General features: G+C 40.2%; 10 protein-coding genes. 4 read left to right on the top strand and 6 right to left on the bottom strand.

Annotation, left to right across the window (positions count from 1 at the left end; translation table 11 throughout):
- Positions 1–191 precede the first annotated feature (191 nt).
- The 3 genes from prfB to hpf all read right to left on the bottom strand — a co-directional run bounded on the left by prfB (position 192) and on the right by hpf (position 4957).
- A protein-coding gene (prfB, locus tag BIV60_RS04925) for a peptide chain release factor 2 (RefSeq protein WP_141770405.1) occupies positions 192–1293 on the bottom strand; the annotation gives its coding sequence in 2 pieces (ribosomal slippage) (positions 192–1220 and positions 1222–1293; 1101 coding nt in all).
- A 342-nt stretch (positions 1294–1635) separates the two neighbouring features.
- Positions 1636–4149: a preprotein translocase subunit SecA gene (gene secA, locus BIV60_RS04920; protein ID WP_071354607.1), complete on the bottom strand. Its 2514-nt coding sequence runs from the start codon at positions 4147–4149 to the stop codon at positions 1636–1638.
- Positions 4150–4408: 259 nt separating this feature from the next.
- On the bottom strand, positions 4409–4957 hold the full coding sequence (hpf, locus tag BIV60_RS04910; protein ID WP_071354605.1) for a ribosome hibernation-promoting factor, HPF/YfiA family: 549 nt from the start codon (positions 4955–4957) through the stop codon (positions 4409–4411).
- 272 nt (positions 4958–5229) lie between these two features.
- Between hpf and BIV60_RS04905 the strand changes: the two genes are divergently transcribed.
- Positions 5230–5724 (top strand): spore coat protein, encoded by a 495-nt coding sequence (locus tag BIV60_RS04905; RefSeq protein ID WP_071354604.1) that lies wholly within the window; start codon positions 5230–5232, stop codon positions 5722–5724.
- Positions 5725–5920: 196 nt separating this feature from the next.
- Here BIV60_RS04905 and BIV60_RS04900 read toward each other — a convergent pair whose 3' ends face one another.
- The 3 genes from BIV60_RS04900 to BIV60_RS04890 form a co-directional block, all read right to left on the bottom strand.
- On the bottom strand, positions 5921–6637 hold the full coding sequence (locus tag BIV60_RS04900; protein WP_071354603.1) for a ComFC family protein: 717 nt from the start codon (positions 6635–6637) through the stop codon (positions 5921–5923).
- A 6-nt stretch (positions 6638–6643) separates the two neighbouring features.
- Positions 6644–8125 (bottom strand): ATP-dependent helicase ComFA, encoded by a 1482-nt coding sequence (locus BIV60_RS04895; protein WP_071354602.1) that lies wholly within the window; start codon positions 8123–8125, stop codon positions 6644–6646.
- A gap of 178 nt (positions 8126–8303) precedes the next feature.
- Positions 8304–9134: a DegV family protein gene (locus BIV60_RS04890; protein WP_071354681.1), complete on the bottom strand. Its 831-nt coding sequence runs from the start codon at positions 9132–9134 to the stop codon at positions 8304–8306.
- Between the two features lie 387 nt (positions 9135–9521).
- On the opposite strand from BIV60_RS04890, the gene BIV60_RS04885 reads away from it, so the two are divergent.
- The 3 genes from BIV60_RS04885 to pstC all read left to right on the top strand — a co-directional run bounded on the left by BIV60_RS04885 (position 9522) and on the right by pstC (position 13145).
- The gene (locus tag BIV60_RS04885; protein WP_071354601.1) at positions 9522–11252 is read left to right on the top strand and encodes a stalk domain-containing protein; all 1731 of its coding nucleotides are present in this window, start codon (positions 9522–9524) and stop codon (positions 11250–11252) included.
- Between the two features lie 17 nt (positions 11253–11269).
- On the top strand, positions 11270–12130 hold the full coding sequence (locus tag BIV60_RS04880) for a phosphate ABC transporter substrate-binding protein (RefSeq protein WP_071354600.1): 861 nt from the start codon (positions 11270–11272) through the stop codon (positions 12128–12130).
- A gap of 82 nt (positions 12131–12212) precedes the next feature.
- On the top strand, positions 12213–13145 hold the full coding sequence (pstC, locus tag BIV60_RS04875) for a phosphate ABC transporter permease subunit PstC (protein WP_071354599.1): 933 nt from the start codon (positions 12213–12215) through the stop codon (positions 13143–13145).

Here is a 13145-nt window from a genome sequence, read left to right as displayed (position 1 = left end):
GCGGTAAAGTGGTTCTATTTCTTTTAACTAATTTTGTCCTAAAATTTGCTTTTTAGGACATTAGGCTGTTTTTTCCCAGATTTTGTCCTTTAAATGGTTTTTTGGGACATTTTTCTAAGACCCCTAATCAATTTTGTCCTAAAAAAAAAAAAAACCCTTTGCCGCATAATCCAGCAAAGGGTTCCCAATCATTATGAAATTCTCGATCTTAAATAGGCATCAATAAATTGATCAATTTCCCCATCCATAACAGCCTGAACATTCCCTGACTCCGTATTCGTACGATGGTCCTTTACCATTGAATATGGATGGAACACATATGAGCGAATTTGGCTTCCCCAGCCAATTTCTTTTTGTTCCCCGCGAATTTCTAAAAGTTCTTTTTCCTGCTGCTCAATTTCACGTTGATACAATTTTGCTTTTAACATTTTCATTGCTTGCTCACGATTTTTAATTTGCGAGCGTTCAGATTGACACGTTACCACTACACCTGTTGGAAGGTGGGTAATCCGGACGGCTGAGTCGGTTGTATTAATATGCTGACCGCCGGCACCGCTGGCACGGTACGTATCAATTTTTAAATCCTCCGTGCGGATATCAATCTGAATCTCGTCATTAAACTCCGGCATAACCTCACATGACACAAAGGAGGTATGACGGCGGCCAGAGGAATCAAATGGAGAAATCCGTACAAGACGGTGAACCCCTTTTTCCGCCTTCAAATATCCATAGGCATTATGACCTTTTATGGCTAATGTAACACTCTTAATTCCCGCTTCATCCCCTGGAAGATAATCGAGCGTTTCCACCTTAAAGCCTTTTTTCTCTGCCCATCTTGTGTACATCCGAAGCAGCATCGAACCCCAGTCCTGTGATTCAGTACCGCCAGCACCAGGGTGGAGCTCTAGAATCGCATTATTTTTATCATACTCTTCACTTAGTAAGAGCTGTAATTCAAATTGGTTCAAGCGTTCTGTAAGCTGGTGAAGCTCCTCTTCCAATTCTGCTTGTAATTCTGCATCGCTTTCTTCTTTTACCAATTCGTAGGTTAATTCCAAATTTTCATACATTTCATTTAAATCAGTAAACTCATTAACTTGATCCTTTAAGGCATTCGCTTCACTGATGACAACCTGTGCAGCCTGTTGATCATTCCAAAAATCCGGATGAAGCATTTGATCGTCTAATTCGGCGATTCTTGCTTCCTTATTTTCAAGGTCAAAGAGACCCCCTAAAGTCCGCTAAACGTTTAGCTGTTTTTTCTAATTCATTGCGAATTTCTGCTAATTCCATAATGGTCACCTCTATAAAAATTTCTCTTGTACCCCGTAGTATATTCATTCCTAATCAAGTCAGTCTTCATCTATTATACCGGCATAACCTTGAAAAATCCAAGACTAGCCTGTTAATCATGGATTGGGGATAACTTCTCAACGAAAGCAAAAACAAGATTGTGGATAACGAATTATCCCAAGCGTTTTATCAACAGATTACAATTTTTTATCCACATATTCAGTTAGTTATTAACAAAATCCCATGTTTTATTAACAATTCCCTCGTGTTTATCCACGTTATATAATAAGTTGTTCACAATTTAAAAGGGGCCGGCGTTTAGCCGGCCCTTTTCATTTAAAATTATTTCCCTGCACCGCAGCAGTTTTTATATTTTTTACCGCTGCCGCAAATGCATGGATTATTTCGACCTACATCAATTTGCTTCACTTTTGGTTTTTGCTTCACCGGTTCTCCATCTTCCTTCGGATGAACCGCCTGACCTTTCGCTACTTCTTGGCGCTCCAGATTATTGCGGATTTCTGCCTTCATGATATACATGGAAGCTTCCTCTTCAATCGAAGTAACCATTGCTTCAAACATGGCAAAACCTTCTGCCTGGTACTCACGAAGTGGATCAGTTTGACCGTATGCACGCAAGTGGATTCCGTCTCGCAGCTGATCCATTGCATCGATATGATCAATCCATTTCGAATCCACAGCACGCAAAGAAACAACTTTTTCAAATTCGCGCATTTGCTCTGCGAAGAGAAGCAGCTCTTTCTCATCGTAGCGCGCTTTCACTTTGGCAAAAATGGCTTCAATTATCTCTTCAGGGTCCTTACCTTTTAAGCCATTTAACGTAATATCCCCTTCTGGAAGAAGGTTGGCATGGACAAAATCAACAATGCCCTGAAGGTTCCAATTTTCTTCATCTTCTGCCATTGAAGCATGTGCCTCGACATTGCGCTGGATGGTTCTTAAAATCATACCTTCAATAATTTCACGAAGATTTTCAGACTCGAGCAATTCATCGCGTTGTGTATAGATGATTTCACGCTGCTGGCGAAGCACATCATCATATTGTAACAATTGCTTCCGTGCGTCGAAGTTATTTCCTTCCACACGTTTTTGTGCGGACTCAACTGCTTTTGAAACCATTTTACTTTGGATTGGCTGGGAATCATCCATTCCAAGACGCTCCATCATTGCTTTCATATTGTCAGATCCGAATCGGCGCATTAATTCATCTTCCATTGATAAGTAGAACTGGGTAATTCCAGGATCCCCTTGACGGCCGGAACGTCCACGGAGCTGGTTGTCAATCCGGCGGCTCTCATGGCGCTCGGTACCAATAACAGCAAGACCGTCTAATTCTTTAACCCCTTCACCGAGTTTAATATCTGTTCCACGACCGGCCATGTTTGTCGCAATGGTTACTGCACCTTTATGACCTGCTTCTGCAATGATTTCTGCCTCCCGTCCATGGTTTTTCGCATTCAAAACGTTGTGGCGGACGCCTTTTTTCAATAATAGCTTTGAAATTAATTCAGATGTTTCGATGGCAACCGTACCTACAAGTACAGGCTGGCCAACTAGATGACGTTGGGCTATATCCTCAACAACGGCCCGAAACTTCCCTTCCATTGTGGAGTAAATTAGATCGGGGCGGTCATCCCGGGCAATCGGTTTATTCGTAGGAATCACAATAACATTCATATTATAAATGTTCCGGAATTCTTCTTCTTCCGTCTTTGCCGTACCTGTCATCCCTGCTAATTTTTCATACATCCGGAAGTAGTTTTGGAACGTAATCGTTGCCATGGTCATACTTTCATTTTGTACTTCCAAACCTTCTTTAGCTTCGATCGCTTGATGTAAGCCTTCACTATAACGGCGGCCCTTCATCAAACGGCCGGTAAATTGGTCTACAATGACAATTTCTCCATCTTGAACAACGTAATCAACATCCAGGTGCATACTGACGTTTGCTTTTAACGCCTGGTTGACATGGTGATTTAACCCGACGTGGGATATATCAAACAGGTTTTCAATGCCAAAGGCCTTCTCTGCTTTGCTGATGCCTTCTTCTGTCATCATAACGCCCTTTGTTTTTTCATCATACGTATAATCTTTATCTTTCGTCAGCGTACGCACAAATGCATTTGCTTGAATATAAAGAGCCGTTGATTTTTCCGCGGAACCAGAAATAATCAGCGGTGTACGCGCTTCGTCAATGAGGATGGAGTCCACTTCATCAATGACTGCATAAAAAAGCGGGCGCTGAACCTTTTGTTCCTTATAAAGGACCATGTTGTCACGCAGATAGTCAAAACCATATTCATTATTTGTCCCATAAGTGATATCAGCCGTATAGGCTTCCTGCTTTTCTTCACTCGTCATACTGTTTAGGTTTAATCCAACTGTCAGCCCTAAAAATTCATAAAGCTGTCCCATTTCGTGTGCGTCACGGCTTGCGAGGTATTCATTGACCGTTACAACATGAACGCCTTTACCGGAAAGAGCATTCAAATAAACCGGCATCGTAGCGGTTAAGGTTTTACCTTCCCCTGTTTTCATCTCCGAAATGTTCCCTTCATGGAGTGAAATCCCTCCCATTAATTGAACATGATACGGATATAACCCAAGCACACGGCGGGCCCCTTCACGGACAACAGCAAATGCTTCAACAAGAAAATCATCAAGGGATTCGCCATTTTGGTAGCGCTGTTTGAATTCCGCTGTTTTTTCACGAAGCTGATCATCTGTGAGCTTTTCGGTTTCAGCGGCAAGCGCCTCTATTTGATTCGCGAGTTTGTCCAATCGTTTTAACTCACGTTTATTCACATCATACAATTTATTTAAAATCCCCATCATGTGATTGAACTCTCCTTTTTTCGAGATTGCTACAATTAAGAATTCGCAATATTAGGTACTAGATCCTGCCAAAATGATTTGAATATCACTTTTCATCTTACCACTTTCACTATACGTGTGACAACAAAGTTCCCCTCGAAGAAAATTGGCTGCTGAAAACGATCCAAGGACTTGATCCTTATAAAACCTCAAGAGTATCACCTGGTTGATAAAAAATGCAAAAAACGCAGCCCGGGTGGGTGCTGCGTTTTTTATCATATTAATGTGCTTCAATTAAACCGTAGCGGCCGTCTTTACGTTTGTAAACAACGTTGGTACGATTTGTATCTGCATTTGTGAACACGTAGAAGTTGTGACCTAACATATTCATTTGCAGGATGGCTTCTTCACTGTCCATTGGTTTAAGATCAAATCGTTTTGTACGAACCACTTCAAGTTCGTCTTCGTCAAAATCGTTTGACTCTGTATTTTCAGCCGCTGTAAAGGTAATTGGGAAATCACCTTTTTCGCGGAACTTGCGATTCACTTTTGTTTTATGCTTGCGGATTTGACGCTCGAGCTTGTCTGTAATGAGGTCAATTGCAGCATACATATCCATGTTTGTCTCTTCGGCACGTAGAACTAGATGCGGAAGTGGAATGGTTACCTCTACTTTTGATGTTTTATCTTGATTGAATCTTAGGTTAACATTGACCTTCGCTTCAGGTGCTTCAGTAAAATACCTTTCTAATTTTGAAATTTTCTTTTCAACATACTCGCGAATTGCTGGAGTTACCTCAATGTTTTCACCACGAACGTTATAATTCATAAGTGAACTCCTCCTTTTTTTAAAACTATGTAAATACATTTCTATTTTACCCTATGAATATCCTGCTAAAACAGTACATTATTTTGTCTATTTCATGACAAAAACAATGTATATATAGTAGCAAACATACCTTGAATGTATTGTGTTTGGATATATTTGGTTAGAATGGATAATTTATTATAATTAAATTTTAATATTATTTCGGACAATTTTCCAGCCATATGCCCATAGAATAGGCTACAAAGGATGAGAAAATGATGGGAGGCATCCGAATGACACAGGATCAAAGAAGAACACTTGCATGGCATGAAACAATGGAATTGCATGAAATTGTAGCATTTCAATCCATTGGGTTAATGAAACTTAAAATGTCATTTAAAAAGGTTGAAGACCAGGAATTAAGAGAACTCTACAGAAAATGCATTGGTGAACTTGAAGGAAACTTAAATGAATTGCTTAAATTTTATCCTTCCGCACCGGGATATCAGACCAGAGATGCAGAAACCCGTCAGGATGTCAGCTTTTTTGCTGCCGATTTGCTTGCCTTCTCTAAAGAGTTAGTCCGCTGCATGGCCGTAGCCATTACGGAAACGGCAACACCGGCGTTAAGAAAAACTTTTACCAATCAGCTGAATGCTGCGATTCACGGGCATGAACGGGCCTACCAATACATGCATAAACACGGCTATTATCCTTCATATGATTTAGGGCATTTGCTCGGGCAAGATGTTCACAATGCGCAGCACGCCCTTAAAATGAAATATTAACTTTAGAAAAGCGCAAGCGCCTTGTTCAGCCTCAGGCATAGTAAGCCAAGCCGGTGAAAAGGTTGCTCTTTAACCTTCTTGACGGATTGGCTTATGACCTAGAGGGGCTAGGAATTGGACAATTCTCAAAGTCGAAAATTTTATACTTTCTTTACTTTTTAGAAACGTGGCGGTATTTCGTAACTTCCACTCCTTACTACCTTGCAAGTGTAAGGGATTGTATGCCAGCAGCTCCGGACGTTCTTAGAAGCTTTGCAGCATGCCTGAGTGTCGAGCCTGTTGTATAAACATCATCCAATAAAACTATGTTTTTTCCTTGGATATTTATTTGTGGGTCAATTGTAAACACTTGTGGGAGATGAATCCGTTCGGTCCTGGTCTTTTTGGATTGTTTTTCAGAATGGACCCTGGTTAAAAGTACTGTCGAAGTAAAACCAGCCTCTAACAAAATGGCTTCTGCTTGATTAAATCCCCGTTCATAGAGACGCTCCCCGCTTAACGGAATAGGTACAAGGAAATCCCCATTCATATTTTGAAGCTCTTCTTTAATTTGTTCTGCAAATACCTTCGCAATGATATAATCACCACGAAATTTAAATGTCGCAATCACTTCTTTTAAAAAATCATTGTAGAGAAATAATGATGTGTTTTTACTAAGTAGCCCTTGCCACTCCGGATCCTCCTCCCAGCGCAAGCAATCATGACAGAGATCTCCATGGCGGAATTGCTCATCCAAATGGTAAAAAGGCCGGCAGCAAATCCTGCATGTATCGCCAGCTATTTTTTCAAGTTTACTTTCACATTCGGAGCACAGGTAAGCATCCCTTTCTGCTGAAAAAATTGCTCTCCAGCTGATAATTGGAGGAATCGTTTGATGGCACAGGTAACAGCGGTGCTGCTGAAAAAAATTCACCGGAATTCACTCCTTTTCATCAATCAGTCCCCTTTTGATTCCTTCCTGATTCATGAATACAATTTGCTTCTTTGCTTTTAACATCTCTTCGGTTTTTCCATAGTGAAAAAAGGTGACTACTCCTTTTGGATAAGCCGCGCTCCTGCCTGCCCTTCCAGCTATTTGGACAAGGGCACTTTCGCTAAAAATTTCGTCCTCCGCCCCAACAACGGCGACATCGATATTCGGGAAAGTAACGCCACGTTCCAGGATGGTTGTGGTTAAAAGCAACGGGATTTCTTTCATGCGCATTTTTTGAACTTTTTCCTTTCGTTCCGGGTCTTCTGCGTGGACGGCCTCAATTGTCGGGGCAAACTGGCGAAGAATTGAAAGGGCTTTTTCCATTAACGGTATATGAGGAAAAAAAACGAGTGCCTGCTTATTTATTTCAATTCTACTTTTTATCCATTGGAGTACATTGGTAGGAAGCTTATTTTTATGGAGGTGCTTTTGCCAATTGCCGCACCAGGCAAATTCCGGTACCGGGAGGGGATGCCTGTGAAATCGGGCCGGAATCGTAATGTAGGCTCTTTTCCCCTGCCTGCATTCTTTTTGCCATTTTTGGTTGGGAGTGGCGGTTAAATAAATCATCCCCGATATTGGTTTCCTCGCCTGGATGGCCGCATACTGAAGCGATTCTTCAACTGTATAGGGAAACGCATCTACTTCATCAAGGATGATGGTGTCAAAGGCATGGTAAAACCTTAGGAGTTGGTGCGTGGTTGCGATAGTGAGCGGAGCGTAAAGATGGCGGTCCTTGCTCCCGCCATAAAGCGAGGCAATGGTGATTCCGGGAAACGCTGCTTTCAAGCGGGGAGTAAGTTCGAGAACGACGTCTGTTCTTGGCGTGGCAATGCAAACCCTTTTTCGAGCAGCAAGCGCTGTTTCAATTCCATGGAAGAGCACTTCGGTTTTACCCGCTCCGCATACCGCCCATACCAACAGCTCGTTGTTCTGCTTGATTGCCTCAACGACTCGGTCCGATGCAGTCTGTTGCCCTGCTGAGAGTCTCCCTTGCCATTCCATTATTTTTGAAGGCAATTGGGGTTCTGGGGGTGGACCATTCCAGCCGATGAGAGGGGTGCATTCACTGATCCTCCCCATCATAATACAGTGGCGGCAATAGAGGCACATTTCGCCGCATCTGGAACAGGGAAAGCGTGCGAACCTTTGTGGGTCCTTGTTTCCGCACCGGGCGCAAACAGGCTGTTTTCCATTGTAATCTATGCCTTTGCGGTAGGTTACATAGCCATTTTCATAATGGGCTTGAATTTCATCGGAAGGGATATCATCTAGGAGAAGCTGTTTACCGGTAAGGAGAAGTTGAAGATTAGAGTGATAATGATAGTGTGAATTGAGAGCTGGCTGCGGGCTATTTGAAATCTGTGAAATCGGCAGAGAATCGTGCTTTTGCGGAACAAGGATGTTGTTTATAATCGTAAAACGCATGAGGGCACCTACCTTTTAGAGTTTGGTGTTTTGGAAATTGATTGAGGAGAAAAATCTATTTAATAAGTTCGACAAAAACAGATAAATTCCTGCATTTATCGAAAAATCTTTTAAAAACAGCGCAAAAAAGCCACTCCGACAACAAAGCCGGAGTGGCTTTCGATAAATCCTTATTTCCTCATCCACCCCATCCCATCGCACCTTCGCCAAGATGGGTACCAATCACGGCTCCGAAGTAGCTCACAAAAAATTCAACATTTGGATACAACGCTGATAATTCGGCTTTCCACTCATTTGCTTCCGCCTCACGATTGGCGTGGATAATTACAACCCGATAAGACGCACCCTTTGCAGCATCTTCCCCCAGGAGGTCGGCAATCCGCTTCATCGCCTTTTTACGCGTCCGGATTTTTTCAAAAGGGACAATAACCTTATTTTCAAAATGGAGCAACGGCTTCACCTGTAGCAGGCTGCCGATGATGGCTTGGGCACTTGATAAGCGTCCGCCCCGCTGCAAATGGGTAAGATCATCAACCATAAAATAAGCCCGGGCTGTTTCTTTCAATTCTTCAAGTCGCGCCATGATGGCCTCCACACTCACACCTCTTGATGCCATTTCAGCCGCTTCCAAAGCATAAAAACCTTGGACCATACAGCTAATTTCCGAATCAAATGGGGAAACCTTGATGCCCTCTACCATCGTTCCAGCCGTAACGGCTCCTTGGAAGGTACCACTGATGCCACTTGAGAGGTGGATGCTGATGACTGCATCATACTCCTTCGCCAATTGCTCAAACAGCTCGACAAACTGGCCGACTGGCGGCTGTGAAGTGGTCGGCAAACCTTTTTGTTTCACCTCTTTATAAAATTCCTCTGCGGAGATATCAACCTCTTCTTGATAAGCCTCGTTACCGAAAATAACATTTAACGGGACCATATGTATATTCCATTTATCACGTAATTCCTTCTGGATGTAGGCAGTACTATCCGTGACAACTGCTGTTTTCATAATAAAAATTACCATCCTTGTCTTTTTTCTCTTTTAAATATTTTATATAAAAAAAAATGAAAATGCATTAATTACTAAAATCATTAATTATTTTATTTCCTACCATTTTTTAGAACTATAAGCCCACCCCTGCAGGATCACTTACTACCAAGGATCAAAATTGATAAGTCATTTAGTCTACATTTACATAAAATGGATAATTGTATAAAAATAGTTTATTTTACTATTCTTTTACTCAAACTTCACACTATTAAAATCACATTAATACTGTCTTTACAATCAGACTTTATAATCAATTTTATGTTAGATAAACTTGAATCACTAAAGGAGGGGAATAATTTTTTACAGAAAGTAATTCTTTTGAACCATTTCCAAGGAGGCACAAGGGTGAAGAAACAATTATCAAGTATTGTAATTGCATCTGCTGTATTAGCTGGAAGTACATTTACACCTATTGCTTTACACAGCGTTCAAGCTGCATCTATTCAACAGAAGCAGACGGTCTTCAAAGAAAAATTAATTGTAAATGGTCAGTTTAAAGAAGTTCAATTCACAGTAAAGAATAAAGTTAAACTTTATTCGTCTCAAGACCTTTCAAAATTAATAGCTGCAAGTTTTTCCTTTAGTTCTAAAACCAAGACGTATACAATCACAAAAACACAAGGTAAACAGAAGTTTACACAAAAACTACAAGCCGGCTCCACTAATGCAGTGGTAAATGGGAAAAAGGTAAAGTTGGCTGCTGCACCTAAATTAATAGGAAAAACATTATTCGTCGACATGAAGCCATTTATTAAAGCTTTAGGCGGAGATAGTTTAGTAGATAAAAGCCTGCTAATCTCTACGAATGGGACCTTAAAATTTGGATCTGCCAAATTGAATATCGATGGTCAAAGTAAAGCAATTAAAACATTCACAATGGGTAGAAAACAATTATTTTCAGCAGAGGATATCGCTAAATTATTTTCAGCATCTGTCAAAGAGAATAAGAACAAACTGTATGTTTCTAGAAGCGGAAAAGTGGTTCAAATTGACGGAAACCCAATCAAAGTAAAAGGAAAAGTTTACGCAGACTTAAATCAACTAGTGAAAGCCCTTGGCGGGGATATCTTAACGAATCAAAACGGGCAGTTTATCTCGACGGGATTAATCAGTGGTGATACATCTAATCCCCAATGGATTGATAATTCTACGTTGCTTGTAACAAATGAAAATAGTGATTCGGATGTTGCCTCTTACATAGTAAACATCCATAGCAAAAAATCTTCTATCAAGATCAACAGTTCAGAAGTCACGGTTTCTCCTAACGGTAAACAGGCAATTTATTCAGATGAATCTGGCTTTGTATATCTTGTTGACCTTCAAACAAATAAGGTTACTACCTTAAATAACACTGATGATGCACCTAAATTAGGATTCGTTTGGTCTAAAGATGGCGGTACGGTTTATTGTATCTCTGGTGATAAGAGTAATAACATTGATGCAATTAAAATTTCTGACGGATCCATTACATCCGTGTATTCCGATTCACTAAATGCTAAATCAGACTTAAAAATTTCTCAAGATGGCAAAAAACTTATTTATACAGTAGGAAAAGAAGGAACAACTGTCTATACGGATGATGACAAAACAGATGTTTCAGATATTGATTTAACAGGAACTGAAAGCCAATTATATGTTGTCAATTTATCCAATGCAGAAGTACAAGCTACAGCATTAACTTCTACACCAGACAATAAATTGTTCTCTACTTTCATGAAGAATGGAAATATCATTTATACAAGCTATACGACTGACGATGACACTCTGCCAGTTCTAAACATGATTAATAGCCAGAATATCATTACTCCATTAGTTACAAACAAAGATATTCTTTCAACTGTTGTCACTGTCCAGGGAAAAGTATTATTTATCGCAGAGGAAGATAATGGATATCGTTCTATTTATGAAGTGAATCCAAATACAAGAAAATTAACAAGAATTGTCCAAACAAAATTAAACATCTCCGCTCTTTCTGTTTCACCAGATGGTATATCGATTGCTGTCTCGGTTTCTGGAGATCACGGCGACCGCACAATGATTTTAAAAAATGGTCAATTTGAAATTTTAACAAAATAAAAGGAGAGATTAATCATATGAATTTATTCAAACGTATTTCCATGGCTTCTTTGGCCCTTGCAGCAACGGTAGGACTTTCTCTTGGTTCTGTATCTACAAATGCGAATGCTGCTTCTGTATCTGGAAAAGTTGTCGTAGCAGGTTCAACTGCCTTGCTTCCATTAACACAACAAGCTGCGAGTGAGTTTAAAAAATTAAATCCTAGAGTATCCATTTCTGTTTCAGGCTCATCCTCCATTGCTGGACCACAATCTGTAAGCAGAGGCTCAGCTACCATTGGTGCTTGTGACTGGGATGCCACTCAACCAGTCAAAGGATTCAGTGCATTTAAAGGTTTAAAAGCAAACAAAATCGCTGTTATCCCTTTCGCTACAATTGTCAATAAGGCTAACCCTGTAAAAAATCTAACAACGTCCCAACTGCAAGGCATTTTCAGCGGAAAAATTACGAACTGGAAACAAGTAGGCGGTAAAAATGCTGAAATCGTCGTTGTTAACCGGAAGAATGGTTCAGGTACTCGAGTGAATTACCAAAAGAAAGCTCTAAAAAATGTAGACTTTATGAAGAGCGGTAATTATAAAGAGGTTGGAAAAAGCGGTGAAATGGCGGCTGCAGTGAATACCAATCCAAATGCGATTGGTTATATCGATTTTCCATACATTAAAGGTAACCTAAAAGCTGTGAGCTATAACGGTGTTGCTGCAACAACAGAGAATGTCATGAACGGAAAATACCCAGTTTGGGGATACGGTTATCTATTAACAAAAGGAAACCCAACTGGTGCAAATGCAGCATTCATTAAATATGTTCAAAGCAGTAAATTCCAAAATGGTTCTCTTAAAAAATTGAAATTTATTCCAATCAACAAAATGAAGTAAATCCACTTCCCCCTAAAGTGTATTTAATAATAGAATGCCAGCCCCTAAAGGCTGGCATTCACTTAATACTAGGAGGATAAAAATGGCTAAACTAGAAGAAAATCTATCCAATACACCGGTTGCTTTAAAAAGCCATCGTTTGTATTCTACATCTGGATTTACCTATTTTAAAAATAAGAGTTTTAGATTTTATTGTCTATTAAGCAGCATTCTTTTGGGACTTGTCCTTCTTTCTATCATTGTATTTATAGGCAAGACTGGCATTTTAGTATTTAAGGATGTTTCAGTAAAAGAATTCTTTTTCTCAACTGTTTGGGATCCGGACCAAGAAAAATTCGGTGCAGCTCTTTTCATCTTGGGCACCTTTGCTTTAACGGCTCTTACAATGGTTTTGTCTGTTCCTTTGTCCATCGGGCTTGCTGTTTTTATTGTAGAAGTGGCACCTGAAAAGGTAAAAAATATCATTAGGCCTTTGCTAGATTTACTAGTAGGGATTCCTTCTATTATTTACGGCTATCTCGGACTCACTTTACTCATTCCATTTTTAATGAAAATTACTGGTGCTGTTATGGGTGATGGTCTCTTGGCAGCAGCATTAGTTTTAACCATCATGGTTTTACCAACAGTGACGAGACTTAGTGATGAGGCGATTTCAGCTGTTCCAAAGGAAATTAGAGAAGCTAGTTATGCACTTGGAAGCACGAGATTTCAAGCGACTTTCAAAGTCATTCTTCCTGCTGCAAAAAAAGGACTTATTTCAGCTGTAATACTGGGAATGGCCCGTGCATTAGGAGAAACAATGGCTGTTGTTATGGTTATTGGCAACACAGCTCAGCTTCCAGAAACACTTTTGACGCCTACAGCTGTTTTAACCAGTAATATTGTGATGCAAATTTTAGATGTTCAGTTTGATTCCACCTGGAACTATGGTCTATATATGATGGCGTTTATCCTTTTACTGATTTCAAATCTTATGATCATTTTCGTAAGAAGAATACGAGCAAAAGGAGTTTAA

The sequence above is a fragment of the Bacillus sp. MUM 116 genome, assembly GCF_001866655.1.
Lineage (GTDB): Bacteria > Bacillota > Bacilli > Bacillales > Cytobacillaceae > Neobacillus.
The sequence above is the reverse complement of the archived record's forward strand: the minus strand, read 5'-3'. Positions and strand labels throughout refer to the sequence as shown.